This window comes from Streptomyces sp. DT224 (assembly GCF_049844595.1).
Classification (GTDB): domain Bacteria; phylum Actinomycetota; class Actinomycetes; order Streptomycetales; family Streptomycetaceae; genus Streptomyces.
On record NZ_JBNCLI010000005.1, the window covers coordinates 266,864 to 285,043 of the forward strand.

The 18,180-nt window shown below is 73.0% G+C and carries 21 protein-coding genes and 1 pseudogene; 14 read left to right on the forward strand and 8 right to left on the reverse strand.

Features of this window, described 5'->3' with window-relative positions; all coding sequences use genetic code 11:
- Positions 1-32 precede the first annotated feature (32 nt).
- Positions 33-1,340 carry an ammonium transporter gene (locus ACLQ2N_RS14375; RefSeq protein WP_425812770.1) on the forward strand — a complete coding sequence of 436 codons (1,308 nt, stop codon included), beginning with the start codon at positions 33-35 and terminating at the stop codon, positions 1,338-1,340.
- Positions 1,337-1,675, forward strand: coding sequence for a P-II family nitrogen regulator (locus ACLQ2N_RS14380; protein WP_425812772.1), 339 nt, complete (start codon positions 1,337-1,339; stop codon positions 1,673-1,675). Before ACLQ2N_RS14375 ends, ACLQ2N_RS14380 begins: the two co-directional genes overlap by 4 nt.
- A gap of 6 nt (positions 1,676-1,681) precedes the next feature.
- On the opposite strand, the gene ACLQ2N_RS14385 is transcribed toward ACLQ2N_RS14380, so the two are convergent.
- From ACLQ2N_RS14385 to ACLQ2N_RS14400, 4 genes are all read right to left on the reverse strand, one after another.
- Positions 1,682-2,326, reverse strand: coding sequence for a response regulator (locus ACLQ2N_RS14385; protein ID WP_425812774.1), 645 nt, complete (start codon positions 2,324-2,326; stop codon positions 1,682-1,684).
- Entirely contained in the window at positions 2,323-3,513 is a 1,191-nt protein-coding gene (locus ACLQ2N_RS14390; RefSeq protein ID WP_425812776.1) for a sensor histidine kinase, read from the reverse strand. Before ACLQ2N_RS14390 ends, ACLQ2N_RS14385 begins: the two co-directional genes overlap by 4 nt.
- A 5-nt stretch (positions 3,514-3,518) precedes the next feature.
- Complete coding sequence (locus tag ACLQ2N_RS14395; protein ID WP_425812778.1) at positions 3,519-5,708, reverse strand: MMPL family transporter; 2,190 nt, start codon at positions 5,706-5,708, stop codon at positions 3,519-3,521.
- A gap of 82 nt (positions 5,709-5,790) precedes the next feature.
- Positions 5,791-6,372, reverse strand: a complete 582-nt coding sequence (locus tag ACLQ2N_RS14400; RefSeq protein WP_425812780.1) for a TetR family transcriptional regulator — start codon at positions 6,370-6,372, stop codon at positions 5,791-5,793.
- 120 nt (positions 6,373-6,492) lie between these two features.
- Here ACLQ2N_RS14400 and ACLQ2N_RS14405 point away from each other — a divergent pair, with 120 nt between their 5' ends.
- Positions 6,493-6,882: a VOC family protein gene (locus ACLQ2N_RS14405; RefSeq protein WP_425812782.1), complete on the forward strand. Its 390-nt coding sequence runs from the start codon at positions 6,493-6,495 to the stop codon at positions 6,880-6,882.
- Positions 6,883-6,914: 32 nt separating this feature from the next.
- Positions 6,915-7,330: pseudogene (locus ACLQ2N_RS14410) on the forward strand (DUF4267 domain-containing protein).
- Positions 7,331-7,378: 48 nt separating this feature from the next.
- On the opposite strand, the gene ACLQ2N_RS14415 reads toward ACLQ2N_RS14410, so the two are convergent.
- Both ACLQ2N_RS14415 and ACLQ2N_RS14420 read right to left on the reverse strand, forming a co-directional pair.
- Entirely contained in the window at positions 7,379-7,963 is a 585-nt protein-coding gene (locus ACLQ2N_RS14415) for a GNAT family N-acetyltransferase (RefSeq protein ID WP_425812784.1), read from the reverse strand.
- Between the two features lie 47 nt (positions 7,964-8,010).
- Entirely contained in the window at positions 8,011-8,787 is a 777-nt protein-coding gene (locus ACLQ2N_RS14420; RefSeq protein WP_425812786.1) for a peptidoglycan recognition protein family protein, read from the reverse strand.
- Between the two features lie 251 nt (positions 8,788-9,038).
- Here ACLQ2N_RS14420 and crcB (ACLQ2N_RS14425) point away from each other — a divergent pair, with 251 nt between their 5' ends.
- The 3 genes from crcB (ACLQ2N_RS14425) to crcB (ACLQ2N_RS14435) are packed head-to-tail and all read left to right on the forward strand — an operon-like array spanning position 9,039 to position 10,179.
- Entirely contained in the window at positions 9,039-9,458 is a 420-nt protein-coding gene (crcB, locus tag ACLQ2N_RS14425; RefSeq protein ID WP_425812788.1) for a fluoride efflux transporter CrcB, read from the forward strand.
- Positions 9,455-9,808 carry a DUF190 domain-containing protein gene (locus ACLQ2N_RS14430; protein ID WP_425812790.1) on the forward strand — a complete coding sequence of 118 codons (354 nt, stop codon included), beginning with the start codon at positions 9,455-9,457 and terminating at the stop codon, positions 9,806-9,808. Before crcB (ACLQ2N_RS14425) ends, ACLQ2N_RS14430 begins: the two co-directional genes overlap by 4 nt.
- Positions 9,805-10,179, forward strand: coding sequence for a fluoride efflux transporter CrcB (gene crcB / locus ACLQ2N_RS14435; RefSeq protein ID WP_425812792.1), 375 nt, complete (start codon positions 9,805-9,807; stop codon positions 10,177-10,179). The genes ACLQ2N_RS14430 and crcB (ACLQ2N_RS14435) overlap by 4 nt, the downstream gene beginning before the upstream one ends.
- Here the strand turns inward: crcB (ACLQ2N_RS14435) and ACLQ2N_RS14440 are convergent.
- A complete protein-coding gene (locus ACLQ2N_RS14440) occupies positions 10,151-11,593 on the reverse strand; it encodes a DEAD/DEAH box helicase (RefSeq protein ID WP_425812794.1) in 1,443 nt (480 codons plus the stop codon). The two genes, crcB (ACLQ2N_RS14435) and ACLQ2N_RS14440, sit on opposite strands and share 29 nt — an antisense overlap.
- Before the next feature lie 477 nt (positions 11,594-12,070).
- Here ACLQ2N_RS14440 and ACLQ2N_RS14445 point away from each other — a divergent pair, with 477 nt between their 5' ends.
- From ACLQ2N_RS14445 to ACLQ2N_RS14460, 4 genes are read left to right on the forward strand one after another with little or no spacing between them, the layout of a single operon-like run.
- On the forward strand, positions 12,071-12,517 hold the full coding sequence (locus ACLQ2N_RS14445; RefSeq protein ID WP_425812796.1) for a hypothetical protein: 447 nt from the start codon (positions 12,071-12,073) through the stop codon (positions 12,515-12,517).
- Between the two features lie 3 nt (positions 12,518-12,520).
- Positions 12,521-13,081: a toxin gene (locus ACLQ2N_RS14450; protein WP_425812798.1), complete on the forward strand. Its 561-nt coding sequence runs from the start codon at positions 12,521-12,523 to the stop codon at positions 13,079-13,081.
- A 48-nt stretch (positions 13,082-13,129) separates the two neighbouring features.
- Positions 13,130-14,377, forward strand: coding sequence for an MAB_1171c family putative transporter (locus ACLQ2N_RS14455; RefSeq protein ID WP_425812800.1), 1,248 nt, complete (start codon positions 13,130-13,132; stop codon positions 14,375-14,377).
- Positions 14,374-14,985 (forward strand): hypothetical protein, encoded by a 612-nt coding sequence (locus ACLQ2N_RS14460; RefSeq protein WP_425812802.1) that lies wholly within the window; start codon positions 14,374-14,376, stop codon positions 14,983-14,985. Before ACLQ2N_RS14455 ends, ACLQ2N_RS14460 begins: the two co-directional genes overlap by 4 nt.
- Before the next feature lie 13 nt (positions 14,986-14,998).
- Here ACLQ2N_RS14460 and ACLQ2N_RS14465 read toward each other — a convergent pair whose 3' ends face one another.
- On the reverse strand, positions 14,999-16,711 hold the full coding sequence (locus tag ACLQ2N_RS14465; RefSeq protein WP_425812804.1) for a SpoIIE family protein phosphatase: 1,713 nt from the start codon (positions 16,709-16,711) through the stop codon (positions 14,999-15,001).
- Positions 16,712-16,803: 92 nt separating this feature from the next.
- On the opposite strand from ACLQ2N_RS14465, the gene ACLQ2N_RS14470 reads away from it, so the two are divergent.
- From ACLQ2N_RS14470 to ACLQ2N_RS14480, 3 genes are all read left to right on the forward strand, one after another.
- Positions 16,804-16,992 carry a hypothetical protein gene (locus tag ACLQ2N_RS14470; protein ID WP_425812806.1) on the forward strand — a complete coding sequence of 63 codons (189 nt, stop codon included), beginning with the start codon at positions 16,804-16,806 and terminating at the stop codon, positions 16,990-16,992.
- An 82-nt stretch (positions 16,993-17,074) separates the two neighbouring features.
- A complete protein-coding gene (locus ACLQ2N_RS14475; RefSeq protein WP_425812808.1) occupies positions 17,075-17,560 on the forward strand; it encodes a peroxiredoxin in 486 nt (161 codons plus the stop codon).
- 108 nt (positions 17,561-17,668) lie between these two features.
- Positions 17,669-18,178 carry an NfeD family protein gene (locus ACLQ2N_RS14480; protein ID WP_425812810.1) on the forward strand — a complete coding sequence of 170 codons (510 nt, stop codon included), beginning with the start codon at positions 17,669-17,671 and terminating at the stop codon, positions 18,176-18,178.
- Positions 18,179-18,180: the final 2 nt, after the last annotated feature.

Consider the following 18,180-nt stretch of genomic DNA (forward strand, 5'->3'; position numbering starts at 1 on the left):
CCACCGCTCCCCGCCCCGAGGAGGGACTCCCCGTGACCCCCGTGACCGTGGCCGCGCCCGGCCTGGACACCGGCGACACCGCCTGGCTGCTCGCCGCCACCGCCCTCGTCCTGCTGATGACGCCCGGGCTCGCGCTGTTCTACGCCGGCATGGTCCGCACGAAGAGCGTCCTCAACATGCTGATGATGAGCTTCGTCTCGATCGCCCTGGTCACGGTGGTCTGGCTGGTCGCGGGCTATGCGCTGGCCTTCGGTGACGACGCGTTCGGCGGGCTCGTGGGGAACCTGGACCACGCGGGTCTGGCGGACATCGGGCCGGACGCGCTGACCGGCGGAGTGCCGACCCTGCTCTTCACCACCTTCCAGCTCACCTTCGCGATCATCACGGCGGCGCTGATCAGCGGTGCGGTGGCGGACCGTACGAGGTTCGCCGCATGGCTCGTCTTCGTACCGGTGTGGACGCTGCTCGTATACGCACCCGTCGCGCACTGGGTCTGGGGGCCGGGCGGCTGGATCAAGGACGCCCTGGGGGCACTGGACTTCGCGGGCGGGCTCGTCGTGGAGATCGCGTCCGGGGCGTCGGGGCTGGCGCTGGCGCTCGTGGTGGGGCCGCGCATCGGATTCCGGAAGGACGCGATGCGCCCGCACAACCTGCCGATGGTGATGCTCGGCGCCGGGCTCCTCTGGTTCGGCTGGCTCGGCTTCAACGGCGGCTCCGCGCTCGCCGCGAACGGGCTCGCCGCCGCCTCGATGCTCAACACGGTCGTCGCGGGCTGCACCGGACTGCTCGGCTGGCTCTTCGTGGAGCAGCGGCGCGACGGGCACCCCACCACCTTCGGCGCGGCGTCGGGCGCGGTCGCCGGCCTGGTCGCGATCACCCCGGCCTGCGGCACGGTCTCCCTCGTGGGCGGTGCGGTGGTGGGGCTCGCGGCCGGTGCGGTCTGCTCGTACGCGGTCGCGTGGAAGTTCCGCTTCGGCTACGACGACGCGCTCGACGTCGTCGGGGTGCACTTCACCGGGGGCGTCGTCGGCACCCTGCTCATCGGCCTGTTCGCGACCGCCACGATGACCGGCGGCGCGGAGGGCCTGCTGTACGGGGGCGGGGCGGCCCTGCTCCTGAAGCAGGCGGTCGCCGTGCTCGCGGTGGCGGCGTACACCTTCCTCGTGACGTACGGGATCGGCAAGGCGATCGACCGGCTGATGGGCCTGCGGGCCTCCGCCGAGGAGGAGGTCACGGGCCTCGACCAGACGCTGCACGCGGAGAGCGCCTACGATCACGGCGCGCTGGGCCACGCGGCCCCGCAGCCGGCGCTCCCGAGGGACAGGAAGACCGCTCCATGAAGCTCATCACCGCCGTCATACGCCCGCACCGCCTGGACGAGGTGAAGACCGCGCTCCGGGAGGCCGGCGTCCAGGGCCTGACCGTCACCGAGGCCGGGGGCTACGGCCGCCAGCACGGGCACACCGAGGTGTACCGGGGCGCCGAGTACCGCGTGGATCTGGTGCCCAAGGTGCGGATCGAGGCGGTCGTGGACGACGCGGACGAGGAGGCCGCCGTCGGCGCGGTCGTCCGGGCCGCCCGGACGGACCGCATCGGCGACGGCAAGGTGTGGGTGCAGCAGGTGGAGACGGTGGTGCGGGTCCGCACGGGCGAGCGCGGGCCGGACGCGCTGTAGGGCGCGTCAACGGCGTTTCAGCAGGCCCGTGTCCAGCGCCACCACCACCGCGCGGGTGCGGTCGTTGACGTCCAGCTTGGCGAAGATGCGCAGCAGGTGCGTCTTGACCGTGGCCTCGCCGATGAACAGCCGGCGGCCGATCTCCGCGTTCGACAGCCCGTCCGCGACCGCTTCGAGGACGTCCGACTCGCGGGCCGTCAGGGCGACCGGGGCGGGACGCCGCATCTTGGCGACCAGGCGCTGGGCGACGCGCGGGGCGAGGACCGTCTCGCCGCGTGAGGCCGCGTGGATGGCGTCCACCAGCTGCTCGCGGGTGGCGTCCTTGAGCAGGTAGCCGGTGGCGCCCGCCTCCACCCCGCGTTCGATGTCCGCGTCGGTGTCGTACGTGGTGAGGATCAGCACCCGGGTCGGGGCGGGGCCCGCGACGATCTCCGTGGTGGCACCGACGCCGTCGAGGACCGGCATGCGCAGGTCGAGCAGGGCGACGTCCGGGCGGAGGCGTTCGGCCAGGGCGACCGCCTCGCGGCCGTCGCTCGCCTCGCCGACGATGTCGAGCGTGGGCTCGGAGCCGAGCAGGGCGACCAGTCCCGCGCGCATCACGGTGTGGTCGTCGGCCAGGATGATGCGCAGGGGCGCGGGGGTGGGCGTCATGGCACCTGGGGCCTCTCGTGCAGCGGGATGGTGGCGAGGACGCGGGTGCCGTCGCCGAGCGAGCTGGTGACCGTGAGCCCGCCGCCGAACTCCGCGAGGCGCCGGCGCATGCCGTCCAGGCCGAAGCCCCGGGAGTCCGCCACGACGAAGCCGCGCCCGTCGTCGGTGATCTCCAGCTCGGCGCCGCCGGGGTGGGCGGTGAGGACGACGCCCACGGTGGTGGCGGCGGCGTGTTTGCGTATGTTGGCCAGGGACTCCTGAGTGCAGCGGAGCAGGGCGACCCGGGTCGGCTGGTCGCAGTCGATGTCCGCGAGTTCGGCGGTGACGGTGAGGCCGGTGTCCTCGGTGAAGCGGTCCAGGGTGCGGCGGAGCGTCGCGGCGACGGAGCCCGCGGCGACCCCGCTGCTGGGGGCGGACCCGACGAGGACCCGGGCCTCGGCCAGGTTCTCCCGGGCCGTCTGCTCGATGGACTGCAACTGCTGGGCACTGCGCGCCGGGTCCGCGGCGAGCTGGGACCTGGCCGCCTCGGCGAGCACGATGATCGACGCGAAGCCCTGGGCGAGGGTGTCGTGGATCTCCCGGGCGAGGCGTTCGCGCTCCTCGGCCGCACCCTGGCGCCTCTGGCTCTCGGCCAGTTCGCGCTGGGTGCTCTGCAACTCGGCGCGGAGTGCGGCCCGTTCGTCGCGCTGGGCCAGGGCCCTGGGGGTGAGCACGGCCATCAGGACGGCGGCGGCCCAGACGGGGAGCGAGGAGAGGGTGTTGTGGAGGAAGACCTCCGGCTGCCCGCCCTCCCGCAGGCTCCCGCCGACCGTGATCCCGAGCGCCCCGAGCCCCGCGAAGAGGACGGCGCCCCGGGGGCTGTCCACGAAGACGATGAACTGGGCGAGCACCACGGTGTAGAGGGCGCCGAACCCGTCGCCCAGGTAGGCGAGGAGCCCGAGCCCCGCGGCGAGCACCGACAGATAGCCGTACGGGCCCGGTACCCGGCTCCCGGGGCGCAGCCGCACCCACGCGTAACAGGCGGCGATGAGGGCCGTCAGGCCGAGGATGGCGAGCTTCCGGTCCCCGGGCGACCCGCCCGCCATCGTGACCAGGGTGACGAGGGCGACGAGGCCCCAGGACAGGGCCTCCCAGCCGTGGAGCACCCAGATCCAGAGCGGGTCGCCGCGTTGGGGCCGTTGAAGCATGCCGGTCAGCCTACGGGGAGGGGTTCGGCGGCTGCCGGGACGTGACGCTTCCGGGGCCAGGCGCGCTCGCCGAGGAGCAGCAGGAGCGACGGCAGGATCATCATCCGGATCACCACGGCGTCCAGGAGGACGGCGACCGCGAGGCAGAAGCCCATCTGCTTCATCTCCGTGAGGTGCAGGAAGACGAACGCCGCGAAGATCGTGACCATGACGAGGGCGGCGCTCGTGACGACCTTGGCCGAGCGGGCGATGCCTTCGAGCACCGCTTCCCGGGCCGTCATGCCGTGGTCCATGGCCTCCTTGATCCGGCTGACGACGAAGACCTGGTAGTCCATCGAGAGGCCGAAGAGCAGCACGAAGAGGAAGAGCGGGACGCGGGAGGCGATGGCGCCGAGCGAGTCGAAGTCCAGCAGTCCTTCGGCCCAGGTGCCCTGGAAGACCAGGACGAGCGCGCCGAGCGCGGCGGCCGCCGAGAGCAGGTTGAGGACGACGCCGATCACTCCGATGACCGCCGAGCGGAAGGCGACCGCGGTCGTGACGAAGGTGAACAGCAGCAGGAAGCCGATCACCAGCGGCAGCTTGCCGCGTTCGTGGTGCACGTAGTCCTGCCCGCGTGCCACGTCACCGCTGACCGCCGTCTCGGCGCCGGTCAGCTTGCCGACGGTGGCGGGGATGTAGCGGTCGCGGAGGTGGTCCAGGGACGCGATGGCCCGGTCGGAGGGCGCGGGGTGCGGCACGGCCAGTTCGAGCACGGTGACGCGGCCGTCGGCGGAGGTGCGCAGGACCGGCTTCCCGGTCCGGGCGAAGAGCGGGTCGGCCTGGGCCCGCCGCCCCAGTTCGGTCAGCGCCGCCCTGGCCTCGGGTGCCCGGCCGGGGCTCGTACGGGTCACCACCTCGTGTTTCACGAGGAGTTCGGGGTAGGCCGCGGTCAGCCGGTCGTACACCTGCATGGCCGGGATCGAGCGGGAGAAGGTGTCCTTGCCGGGGTCGACGAGCTTGAGGCCCAGGGCGGGCGCGGCGACGGCGAGCATGACCAGGACGGACGCGCACAGGGTGGCCGCGGGGTGCCGCTGCGCGGGGCGCAGGAGGGCGGTGAACATCCGGCCGTTCTCGGGCTTCGGGCGCTTCGCGGCGACCGGCGCCCCGCGCTTCGCCCGCCGGGCTGCCCTGTTCGCGGCGCGGCGCTCCGCGCGGTGGCCCAGCTTGACCAGCAGGGCGGGGAGCACGGTGAGCGAGCTGAGCACGGCCACGGCGACGACGAGGATCGTGCCGGTGGCCAGCGAGGAGAAGATGACGTCCGTGGCGAGGTAGAGGGTCGCGGTGCAGACGATCACCGCGAGCCCGGAGACCACCACGGCCCGGCCGGCGGTCGCCGAGGCGAGTTCCACCAGGGCCTCGGGGCCGAGCCGGCCGCCCGCACGGGCCCGTTCCTCGCGTTCGCGCTTGAGGAAGAAGAGGGTGTAGTCGACGCCGACCGCGAGGCCCATGAGCAGGAGCATGTTGGTGCCGACGCCCGGGTCGGGCAGCAGGTGCGAGGCCAGCATGGACAGGCCCAGGGCCGCGGCGATCGAGGAGAGCGCGAGCAGCAGCGGCACCCCGGCCATGACCACCGAGCCGAACACGGCCAGCAGGATGACGAGCGTGACCGGCAGGGAGAGCCGTTCGGAGAGCGCGAGGTCGTCGCCGCGCTGGTCGTTGACGCCCTTGCTGATGGCCGGCGACCCGGTCTCCTCCACGACGAGCTCCGGGTGGGCGCCGGCCACCTCGGCGGTCTCGGCGAGGAGCGGGACGACGTTCTTCCTGCCGTCCAGCTCGGCGCCCTCCATGACGACGCTCACCCGCAGAGCGGTGCCGTCCTTCGAGGGGACCGGCGCCTCCACGTCGCGTACCTCGTCCAGCGCCCGCATGCGGGCGGTGAGTTCGCGGGCCGCCTCGTTCGCCCGGGCGGTGTCCAGGGGGCCGGAGGCGGAGCGGATCAGGATGTGTTCGGTGGGCCGGCGCTGGAGTCCGGCGTCGGTGGCCATCGACTCGGCGTGACCGGCCTCGCCGACCCGGAAGTCCTTGGTGGTGGCCGCGTTGGAGCCCGCCGCGATGCCGGCCCCGAGGCAGAGGAGGACGAAGAGGAACCATCCGGTGATCGCGCGCCAGGGGTGCCGGGCACTCCACCGGGCCAGGTGTAGGGGTCGAAGTCTCATGCCCTCCATGCTGTTTCGGAGGGGGGTGCGCCCGGCAGCCTCGACCGGTGGAACGGGGGGTCCACCGGTCGGTGGACATGAACTACGGCTCGGGTGCGGTGAGATACCGCTGGACGGTGGCCCCGAGCCAGTCCACGATCTCGTCCCGGTCGAGCGCCACGCTCGCCGGGAAGCGCAGTACGTAACGCGTCAGCGCGAGGCCCAGCACCGCCGAGGCGCAGAGCGCCGCCCGCGTCGTCGCCTGTTCGGGTGCGTGGCCGAGGCGGCGGGCCAGCGGGATGAGCTGGTCGCGCAGCACGCTCTGCATGCGTTCGGCGGCGGCCGGATCGGTGGAGCCGACCCGCAGCAGCGCGGTGAGTTCGCCGTTCTCCTCCCAGAGGGTGAGGAAGTGGCACACCAGCGTGCGGCCGATCTCGTCGTGCGGTTCGAGGGGCAGACCGGGCAGTTCGGGGTCGATGGCCACGGCCGCGGCGAACAGGCCCGCCTTGTTGCCGTAGTAGCGCATCACCATCGACGGGTCGATGTTCGCGTCGCACGCGATGGCCCGGATGGTCGCCTTCTGGTAGCCGTCGGCCGCGAACCGCGCGCGGGCGGCGGCGAGGATCGCGGCGCGGGTGGCGTCGGAACGCCGCGCGGCCTGTGGGTTCTCCGTGGTGCCGGTCATGCCAACGAGCGTATGCCAACAGGCGTTGACATACCAGAATCCGGGTTCTACGTTAGCCAACACGTGTTGGCCAACAGCTGTTGGCAAAGCGCGCCATCACACCCCTGGGAGGGGACCACCATGTCCGTGGAGCTGAACCACACCATCGTTCCGGCCAGTGATCCGCAGGTCTCGGCGCACTTCCTGGCCGACGTCCTCGGCCTGAGCGTCGATCCGCCACTGGCGCACTTCACGCCGGTCAGGCTGGCCAACCAGGTGACCCTGGACTACGACCGGGCGGAGCGTTTCGAGCCGCACCACTACGCGTTCATGGTCGGCGAGCAGGAGTTCGACGCCGCCTTCGCCCGCATCCGGGACGGCGGAATCACCTATTACGCCGACCCCGCGTGCCGGGAGCCCGGGCGGATCTACGAGAGCAAGCAGGTCCCCGGGCGCCGGGGCACCTACTTCCGCGACCCCGACGGACACCTGATGGAGATCCTCACCCCGGGCGGCACCGAGCACCGCTGACCGCCCACGCACCTGATCAACGGAGAAGCGCCATGTCACTGAAGAACGTCAACACCGCCCTGGCCGCGGTCTGCACCCTGTTCGTCCTCTGCCTCGGGCTGCTGTTCATCCTGGACCCCGTGGCGTCCACGCAAGGCGTCGGGCTGCCGGAGTGGGCCCCCGGCAACGGCGACGGCTTCCTCATCATGAAGGGCACCCGGGAATTCGCCATGGGCCTGGTCATCGGCGTGTTACTGATCACGGGCCACCGCCGCGCCCTGGCTGGGTCCTGCTGATGGAGGCCGTCGCCCCGTTCGGCGACATGATCAACGTCCTGGCCCACGACGGACCGCTCTCCGCCGCGCTCGGCGTCCACGGACTGACGTCGGCGTTCATCGCGGTCACCGGACTGCTGGTCCTCCGCGAGACCGGCCGGGCGCGCTCGGCCCCGGTGGCGCGGGCCGCCTGACGCGTCGAGGCGCCCGGCCCGGGAAGCCCCGGACCGGGCGTCCTCGCGTCAGAGCCGGGCCGCCAGGCGCGCCTTCGCCTCCGGCCACTCCTGCGCGAGCAGCGAGAAGTACACCGTGTCGCGCCAGCTGCCGTCCGGGCGGCGGCGGTGGCGGCGCAGAACGCCCTCGTGGCGGGCGCCGAGGCGGGCGATCGCCTTCTGGGAGCGGTCGTTGAGGTGGTCGGTCTTCAGCTGGACGCGGCCCATGCCCAGGTCCTCGAAGGCGTGGGTGAGCAGGAGCAGCTTGGTCTCCGTGTTGACGGCGGTCCGCCAGTGGGCGCGGCCGTACCAGGTCGCGCCGATCTCCAGGCGCTCGTGCGCCACGTCGATGTCCAGGAAGGCCGTCCAGCCGATGGCCAGCCCGGTGGGCAGGTGGACGACGGCGAACGGGACGTACGAGGCGTTGGCGAGCATCGCGGCGAGCGCGGCCTCCATGTCCTGACGGGTGCGTGGCACCGGACCGCCGAGCCAGCGCCACACCTCGTCGTCGTCGCCGCCGGCGGCGAACAGGTCGTCCAGGTGGGCGGGGGCGAGCGGTTCGACGCGGACGTGGCGGCCGGTCAGGGTCACGGGAAGGGGGCGCGTGGCGGTCATGCCCGCCACCCTACCCTTGTACGCACTAGCGTCAAGCAATTTATGCACTAGTGCATATTCCCGGCGTCCTCCGTGTCCGCACGGCCCTCGCGCCCGGCCGCCGCGCGCATGGCCGCCGCCATCGACCTGATCTCAGGCAGCTCGTCGTACAGCGCCTGGCCGGGGCAGCTCGTCTGATACGTGTCGCGGTGGCCGGAGATGACGTTCAGCACGGCCACCTCGCCCTTGGGGTAGCGGCTCGCGTCGTTGGTCGACCGCAGCCGTACCTTGCCGCGCGGGTCCTCGCCGGGGCGCAGCTTCCACGCCGCGAGGGACGCCAGGGCCCGCACGACGGGGGCCGGGACCTTCTCGCCGTCGCGGTAGTCGCCGAGCACCGCGATGCCCACGCTGTCGGCGTTGAAGCCCGTGGTGTGGGCGCCGCGCACCGAGCGCGTGATGCCGCCGGCCCGGCCCTCGTAGATCGTGCCGCACCGGTCGACCAGGAAGTTGTAGCCGATGTCGTCCCAGCCCCGGCCCTGGATGTGGGCCTCCTCGACGTTCCGGATCAGCTCGGGCGCCTCGGCGCAGTCGTACGCGTTCGTCTCGCCGGTGTGGTGGACGAAGACCGCCCGGACGGCGCCCGTGTAGGCGGCACGCTCGCGGACGAGGGACTCGTCCGCGTGCCAGGCCGTCCGGCTGACGATCACCGGCTGCGGCGCGGCCACCGCCCGCGTGCGGGGGGCGGCGGGCGGCTCGGCCAGGATGTGGGGCACCGGGGCGTCCCGCGGCGCCAGGAGAGCCAGCGGGAGGACCGCGGCACCCAGCCATATTCGGTGGGGCCACATGGCTCCACCCTGCGGCTATCCCGCCCGGCCCGCAGATGAGGTGGCCGATCGGGTGAAATGCCGCCGGACCCGGAACAACCCCGGGCCGCGCCCCGGCCGTACCCTGGGGATGGCGGAGGGCCGGTTCCGGCCCCTGCGCGGCGGTGGGGCCCGCCGTACCCGAACCGCGGACGCGTGACGCGCCGCCAACGGTCCCTACTTGCGCAGACGCGCGCCCGCGCCCGGCGGGCGCCCCGGCAGGTAGGAGACGTATGCCCGGCATCCTCACGAAGCACCCGCAGACCGCCGTCGTCGCCGTGGTCGCGCTCGGCGGCGCCGTCGGCGCCTCCGCCCGCTACGGCGCCTCGCTGCTCTGGCCCACCGCGTCCGGCGGCTTCCCCTGGACGACCCTCGTCGTCAATGCGACCGGCTGCGCGGTCATCGGCGTGTTCATGGTGGTGATCAGCGAGGCGTGGGCTGCGCACCGGCTGGTGAGGCCGTTCTTCGGTACCGGGGTCCTCGGCGGCTTCACCACGTTCTCGACCTACGCGGTGGACATCGAACAGCTCGTGGCCAGGGGCCGGGCCGGCACCGGACTGGTCTATCTCGGAGTGACACTGCTCGCGGCCCTCGCGGCGGTGTGGAGCGCGGTGCGGCTGACGCGCCGCGCACTGGCATGGAGGCAGGCATGACGACACCCGTGACCGAACCGGGGCTGCGGCTGACCGTGCTGGTCGGCGAGTCCGACACCTGGCACCACCGGCCCGTCTACACGGAGATCGTGCACCGGGCGCACGCCGCCGGGCTCTCCGGCGCCAGCGTCTTCCGGGGCATCGAGGGCTTCGGCGCCTCTTCGATGATCCACACCCAGCGGCTGCTGTCCCTGAGCGAGGACCTGCCGGTGGCGGTGGTGCTCGTGGACGCGGAGGAGGCGGTACGGGCCTTTCTGCCGGAGATCGCCGAGCTGACCAACGGCTGCCCCGTCACGCTGGACGCCTGCGAGATCGTACGGAACCCCGGGACGAAGGGGGAGCGGGGGTGAACTGGCTGCTCGTGATCGCCGGAGCGGCGGTCGGCGCCCCGCTGCGCTATCTGACCGACCGGGCGGTGCAGTCCCGCCACGACACCGTCTTCCCGTGGGGCACGTTCACCGTCAACACGGCCGGCTGCCTGGTCCTGGGCACGCTGACCGGTGCGGTGGCGGCCGGGGCGACCTCCTCGCACCTTCAGCTGCTGCTCGGGACCGGGCTGTGCGGGGCGCTGTCCACGTACTCCACGTTCAGCTACGAGACGCTGCGGCTCGCGGAGGACGGGGCCGGGTTCTACGCGGCGGCCAACGTCGTGGTGAGCGTCGTCGCGGGCCTCGGCGCGGCCTTCGCCGGCGTCACGCTCGCCGAGGCCCTCTGGGCCTGACCCGGCGCTCGGAGGACGGCGCGGTGATGGTGACGGGGACGCCGGAGGGGGGCCGGGCGCCGGTGATCCGGCTCAGCTCCTCGCCGCCGGAGCGGACCTCCGCGATCTGCGGGGTGATGCCCGCGTCGGCCATCAGCCGGGTCATGTCGCGGCGCTGGCTGGGCAGCACCAGCGTGACGACGCTGCCGGACTCCCCGGCCCGGGCGGTACGGCCGCCCCGGTGCAGGTAGTCCTTGTGGTCGGCCGGCGGATCGACGTTGACGACGAGGTCCAGGTTGTCGATGTGGATGCCGCGCGCCGCGACGTTCGTCGCCACCAGGACCGAGACGTGCCCGGTCTTGAAGCGCTCCAGGGTGCGGTTGCGCTCCGGCTGCGACTTCCCGCCGTGCAGGGCGGCCGCCCGGACCCCGCTGTTGAGGAGATGGGCCGTCAGCTCGTCCACCGCCTGCTTGGTGTCCAGGAACATGAGCACCCGCCCGTCGCGCGCCGCGATCTCCGTCGTGACGGCGAACTTGTCGGAGGGCCGTACGTGGAGCACGTGGTGCTCCATCGTCGTCACCGCGCCCGCGGCCGGGTCCACCGAGTGGACGACCGGGTCGTTCAGATAGCGCCGGACGAGCAGGTCGACGTCGCGGTCCAGGGTCGCCGAGAACAGCATGCGCTGGCCGCCCACCGGGATCTGGTTGAGCAACTGGGTGACCTGGGGCATGAACCCCAGGTCGGCCATCTGGTCCGCCTCGTCCAGCACCGTCACCTCGACCCGGTCCAGGACGCAGTCGCCGCGCTCGATGAGGTCCTTGAGGCGGCCCGGCGTGGCGACGACGACCTCGGTCCCGCCGCGCAGCGCGGCCGTCTGGCGGCCGATCGACATCCCTCCCACGACGGTCGCCAGGCGCACCCGCAGCGGCTTCGCGTACGGGGTCAGCGCGGCGGTCACCTGCTGGGCCAGCTCGCGGGTGGGGACCAGGATCAGGGCGCGCGGATGCCGGGCCTCCGCCCGATGCCCCGCCGTGCGGGCCAGCACCGCCAGGCCGAAGGCGAGGGTCTTGCCCGAGCCGGTGCGGCCCCGGCCCAGCACATCGCGCCCGGCCAGCGAGTTCGGCAGGGTGGCCGCCTGGATCGGGAACGGCTCGGTGACGCCCTGCGCGGTCAGCGCCGTCAGCACGGCGTCGGGCAGGTCCAGTTCGGCGAAGGCCGCCACGGGGGGCAGCGCCGGGGTGACGGTCCGCGGCAGCTCGTACTCGCCCTGCCGCGCGACGGGCGCCCGGCCCTTCCCGCCGAAGCGGCGGTCGGGGGCTCCGGAGCCGCCGGCGCCCCGGGTGCGGAAGCCACCGCCCGCGCGGGAGCCCGCGGCGCCCCGGCCACGGGAGCGGGAGGAGCGGTCGTGGGAGCGGGGGGTGCGGTCGCGGCTCAAGCGGAACCTTTTCGTCTGGGGCTGCGCGGCGTTCCGCGGGTCTTTTCCGATGGTAACCGGGGCGGGTGCGGGGCGCCGGGCCCGGAAAACACACCCCTCGCAAGGACACTGACCGGCCGGTCAGTTGATGACTGCCGGGGGCAGGGGTCATAATGTGCGGGTAGCCCTTCACGCATCCCCCGTCGTGAAGGGCTACACCCCTGTGTAGGCGCGCGCGGGGGCGCGCACGGGCGTCTTCACGGGCAAGGGACTCCCCTCGTGGCCCCCTGCCCATGTTTTTTCGAGTTAACAGTGACGTAGAGTGTTTGCGCAAGCCCGCTCCGGGCACCGGATCAGATTCTTCCGCTTCCCGTCCGCTCCGGGAGCCCGACCGGAAGGCCACGGTCCGCAGTTCGTTACAGTACGAGCCCGTTGACCGAATCGAGCGCCGCCCGGGGCCGGACAGGGGCCTGCGGCGGACGTGAACGTGGGGGCCGGATGGACAACGGGGAAGAGCGCGCGCCCGAGCTGCGGACGCTGCGCCAGAAGGTCGAGTACATGGTCGAGAAGACCTTTCCCGGCCGCAGGATCTCGGGCCGGTTCTTCGCCGACCTGGTCAGGGAGCGCGGCGGATCGCTCTCCCACAGCTACTTCTCCAACATCCTGGCCGGCAAGGTGACCCAGCCGTCCGAGGAGATCCTGAAGGCGCTCGGCCTGGGCTTCGGCGTGGACTGGCGGTTCTTCAAGGAGGAGTCCGAGGTCGTGGACGACGTCGTGGCCGGGCTCCAGTTCCTCGCCAAGCGCCGGACGGGCGAGATCAGCGGGCTCGCTGGGCGCGGGCTCGACGAGGACGGGCTGCCACCGGAGCTGCTGCGGTTCGCGATGTCCCTGCTGCGGGACGCCGAGGAGCGCACGCCCCCGGCCGGTGGCGGACAGCGGGGCTGAGCCATGTCCATGCGGAAGTTGCGGAGGGAGTGCGAGGAAGGGCTCGCGGAACTGCCGCTGCCCTCTCCGTTCTCGATACCCGGTCTGGTGGCCAACATGGAGGCGGCCCGGGGCCGCACCATCGTGCTGCACGAGATGCCCGGCCGGCTGGCGCGCGTCAACGCCGCCTGCGGGCTGCGCCTGAAGACCGGGGACACCAGCTTCGTGCTGTACCGCCGGCGCCCCACCGAGTACCAGACCCAGCACGTGATCCTGCACGAGCTGTGCCACGAGTGGTTCGACCACGGCACCTCGCTCGACGCGGAGCAGCTCCAGCGGCTGCTGCCGGTCTTCGACACCTCGCTCATCTCCCGGATGGTCGGCCCGGACGCGGCGCTCGCTCCGGACGCCGTGCAGGCGCGCGCGCAGTACGACACCCACGACGAACGCATGGCCGAATTCGGTGCCTCGTTGATCCCCCGGATGGCCCGGGACGTCACGAGCGATGACATGGTGGGGCGGCTCGCCAACTCGCTCTCGCGCCCGGTCGCCCACCGCCGCGGCGGCCTGTTCCGGCGGCCGTGACATCCGTACCGCCCGACCCCACTCCCCCCACCCCCGAGGATCTCCGCCGTGACCCCGCTCGACCTCGCCGGCTATCTCATAGCGGGCCTGATGACAGCCGTCGCCCTGTGGCGCATGCCGGCCGCCCTGTGGGGTGACGAGGAGGACCGGCGCCGCCGGGCGCTGTGGGGGTGTTACGCGGGATTCGCGCTGGCGCTCTGGACGAAGACCCGGTTCGTGCGCGTGGGACTCAACGACAGCCCGGTGACCGACCTGTCGGTCCTCATCAAGCACTACACCGCGACCATCGCGATTCTGGCCATTCTCAGCTACATCGTGGCGATCTACGGCCGGTACGCGGACGAGGGCGACATCCCCCGGCACGTGCGGTTCGCCCGGCTCATCCAGCAGGTCGCGGCCAAGGCGTCGGCCGCCACGCTGGTGCTGCTCACCGTGCTGTTCTTCACCGTGGTCGACCGCTCCACGCCCTCGGACCGCTTCGTCGCGGACCACGCCGGGCAGTGGGGCGCCACGCTGTACATGAGCGTCTTCTACCTCTACCTCGGCGCCGCGTCCGCCGTCTGTGCGTACCAGTGGGCGCTGGCCACCGGGAGCGCCCGGATGCGCCATCTGCGCGTCGGGCTCGGGATGATGACGTTCGCCATGTTCATCGGCGTCGGGTACACCGTCAGCCGGACGCTGTTCCTCTGGGTCAGCGTCGTGGACCGGCCGAGCGAGTCCTTCGCGCTGGACTTCGACGAGGTCACCGAGGCCGCCCAGGTCGTGCTGTTCCTCTTCTTCGCGGTCGGCGCCTCCATCCCGGCCCTGAGCAACGTCCGCCGCCGGGCCAAGCTCTGGCGGGCGCAGGCCAAGCTGCACGGCCTCTGGTACGAGCTGATGACCGCCTTCCCCGACCAGCCCTTCGAGCCCCCGCGCCCGCTGCGGCGCGAGCTGGCCCGCTTCGACACGCCCGCCGACCTGCGCGTCGACCGCTGGGCGGCGGACATCGCGGACGCGGTCGAGAAGCTGCGCCACTACGTGCCGGACACCCTGCTGCCCGCCGCCGAGGCCGCCGCCGGGGCCGGTTCCGGGTCGCCGCTCGCCGACGCGTACTGGATCAAGGCGGCGCTGACCGCCCGGGACGCCGGGGCGAGCGCCGGGGAGGCGGCGGCCGTCTCCACCCAGCACGCCACCGACCAGGACGGCGAGGTCGCCTGGCTGGTCCGGGTCGCGGCCGCCTACCGCACGGTCACCCCGGAACAGGCGCGCCGGGTCCTGGAGACCGCATCCCCGACGGGCAAGGAGCAGCCGGCATGACCACCGACACCACCGATACCACCGACACCGCCGCCGCCCCCGACCACGCCCTCGCGCGGAGGGTGACCGACGTCCTCCAGCCCCGCAACCTGCTGCTCGTCGGCATGCTCGCCATCGGCCTCGCGGCGGCCGGGGACTGGACCGGCGTGCCCTGGGGACTGCTCGGCGCGCTGTGCGCCGGAATCGTGCCCGCCGGGTACATCGAGTGGGAGCGGGGGCGCGGCACCTGGGGTGACCGCCATGTCGTGGACCGCACCAAGCGGGCGCCCATCTTCCTCGTGATCCTGGGTTCCATCGGCGCCGGTTCCGCGGTCATGGTGCTGGGCGGGGCCCCCACCGGCATCCTGGTCGCGATGCTCGCGCTGTGGGCGATGACGGTCGTGCTGCTGGCGGTCAACACGGTGTGGAAGATCTCCGTGGACGCCTCCGTGGCCTCGGCCGTGGTCGCCCTGCTCGCCGCCGTCCACTCGCCGTGGTGGCTCCTCGGATACGCGATGGCGGCCGCCGTCTCCTGGTCGCGGGTAGCGCTCGGCTACCACACGGTCGGCCAGGTCATGGCGGGGACGGCGCTGGGCGCGGCGACGGCGGGGGCGTTCCTGTTCGGGTGACGACGGGGCCTGCTCAGGGCGCCGGGTCCACGGAGTCCGCCGGGTCCTCCCGGTTCCGCGAGGCCATGACGGCGATGTCGTCCTCGGCGTTGGGTCCGAAGCGTTCGAGCACCCGGTCCAGGAAGGTCTCCAGATCGCCGTTTTCCGGCAGGGTCAGCTCCCCCAGCCGGGCGACGCAGGTGTCGATGTCCTCGCCGCGCCGTTCCACGAGCCCGTCGGTGTACATGAACAGAACCGTCCCCGGCCCGGACTCAAGCACCGTGGACCGGTAGCCGCCGAACCCGGTGCCGAGCGGCGGGGCCGCCGGTACGTCGCAGATCCGGGCGCGGTCCGCGCCCGGGTCGAGGGCCACCGGCGGCAGGTGGCCCGCGCTCGCCACCTCGCACCTCTCCCCGCTCCGGTCCACGACAGCCAGCAGGCAGGTCGCGGCCCGGTCGATCCCGGACCGCTCCACCATCCGGTCCAGCTGTTCCAGGATGCGGTGCGGGGGCAGTTCCTCGTCGGCCAGGAGGCGCAGCAGCGAGCGGTAGTGGCTCATCGCGACGGCCGCCTCCACGCCGTGCCCCATGACGTCGCCCATCGCCTTCAGGTGCCGCCCGTCGGGCAGCGGGATGACGTCGAACCAGTCGCCGCCCACCAGGACGCTGCGGTCGGCCGGCAGATAGCGGGTGGCGATCTCGATGTGCGGGTGGGGCGGCCGGGGCTCGGAGAGCAGGGAGCGCTGGAGCTCCAGGGCGATGGTGTGCTCGTGGGTGAAGCGGCGCGCGTGGTCGAGATGGACGGCGGCCCGCCCGGCGAGCTCCCGGGCCACCACCACGTCGTCGTCCGAGAAGACGGGCGAGCCGCCGGCCCTGAGCAGTCCGAGCACGCCGATCGGGGCGCCGCGCACCGCGATCGGCACGGCGACCGCCGAGTGCAGCCCGAGCTCCCGGTAGGCGGCGACGCGCTCCGGGCTGGGCGCGGCGCGGCTCAGCCGCTCGGTGTCGGTGAGGTCCTCGACGACGGGCTGGTTGGTCGCCAGGCAGCGCGGTACGGCGGCCTCCTCCTGGTAGTCGATGTAGTCGCCGGCCACCCCGAACCGGGCGACGCCCCGGCTCAGTCCGCGTACCGCCGACATGGCCGCACGGCGCAGCCGGACCACGTCGGGGGGTGCCGGGCGCACCGGCGGGGCGACGTCCGGCGGGAAGACCTCGACGGTGGCGACGTCGGCGAGGCCGGGGACGACGAGGTCGGTCAGCTCGGCGCAGGTGGTGTCCATGTCGAGGGTGGTGCCGATGCGGGTGTTCGCGCTGTCGAGGAGGGAGAGGTGGCGCTGGGCCTGGGCGAGCCGGCGCTGTTCGTCGTCGGCCATGACCTCCAGCACGATCCCGACGACGCCGGCGACCCGGCCGTCCACCTCCAGGCGGTGGTAGGCCCCGTGCCAGTAGACCCGGGCGGTCCCGGACTCGGCGGGCAGCCGGCCGCTGGAGGTGACCTCGCGGGCCCGGCCGTCCGCGAGCACGGCGCGCATCAGGTCCTCGCGGGCGTCGATGTCGGGCATGACCTCGCCGGGGCGACGGCCGATGTGGGCGGCGGGCGGGATGCCGTTGTGGCGTACGAGGGACGGGTTGACGTACACATAGCGGAGCTCGGTGTCGAACACGGCCACGCCCGCCGTCGTGCCGTCGAGCACGGCGGCGAGCGCCGTCACGTCGATGGACGGCGGATGGTCGGCGTGCACCGGCAAGACGAACCTCCTCGGGCAGGGCGCGGGCCGCCTGCTGCCCGGCCCTTCATCCTCGGTCGCCCCGCCCGCTCCCGCATCCGCAGCACCGCCGGGTGGCGGGTGTCAGGGCGTGCCCGACGCGCAGGGCCTGCACGGAGTTCCCCGTCTGCGCCCCGGCGCTGGGTGCGGCGGCGCAGGCGTACGGACCGCAGGGCGTGTTCACCGTCCTGTGCGCCGTCCCCGTACCGGCCGTGCTCCTCGGGCTGTTCCTCACCGGACCGGAACCGTCCACGGGTGACTGACCGTCCCCTGTGACGGAGGCATGCTGTACGCGACACGGGCGGCACCACCGCCGTCCGGGCGCAGCACACCGAAGGGCACCCCATGGGATCGTCACCGCGACTCGGCTCACCCGTCCCGGACTTCACCCTCTCGGGCGGCGTCCTCGCCGGGGACGCCTTCGAGCGGCGCGCGTACTCGCTCGCGGACGCGCGCGGGCGGGCCCTGGTCCTCGCCTTCTACCCGGGCGACAACACCACCGTGTGCACGAAGCAGTTGTGCTCGTACTCCTCGGGCATGGAGACCTTCGACGCACTGGACGCGGAGGTGTGGGGGATCAGCCCGCAGGGTGTGGACAGCCACGAGTCGTTCGCCCTCGCCCATGGACTGCGCATGCCGCTGCTGGCGGACCCGGGCCGGGAGACCGCCCGGGCCTTCGGCGTCGCGGCGCCCGGGATCGGGGTGCGGCGCGCGGTCTTCCTGATCGACGGCGAGGGGGTGCTGCGGTGGAAGCACGTGGCGCTGCTGGGGGCCACCTTCCAGTCCCTGGACTCCCTGGCCGACCGTCTCTCCGGCATCAACAACACGTAGAAGATTGCCGGGTTCCGGCAATGTTGCCTCGGGGGTGCGTATGGGACCATCCAGCCAGTTCGACGGAAAAGCAGCACAGGGACCGAGGGGGCCGGGAGGGGTGACCAGATGACCCTGTTTCTCGGTCTCGGCATCGCGGGGGTCGCTCTGCTCGCCCTGTCGCTGATCTTCGACGGGATCCTGGAGGGCCTTTTCGGGGGCCTGCTGGAGGGCCTGTTCGGCGGGCTCGTCTCCCTTCCGGTGATCGCGGGCTTCGTGTCGATGCTCGGCTTCGGCGGCGCCATCGTGCTCGGCACCACCGGTGCGGGCACCCTCCTCGCCACTGTGGCGGGGATCGCGGCCGGCCTGGTCGCCGCCCTGCTGACCTGGAAGTTCAGCCGCGCCCTGATGCGGGATCAGACCGACGCGACGCCGCGCGACGAGGACCTGGTCGGCACGTCGGGGTCGGTGGTCACCGCGATCCCGGCCGACGGCTACGGCGAGGTCCTGCTCCGCCTCGGCGGCCAGCTCGTGAAGCTGTCCGCGAAGAGCACGGTGCCGGTCGCGCGCGGCGCCGAGGTCTGGGTCGAGGCGTCGCTCTCCAGCACCTCGGTGTCGGTCCGTCCCGTCGAACGCTGACC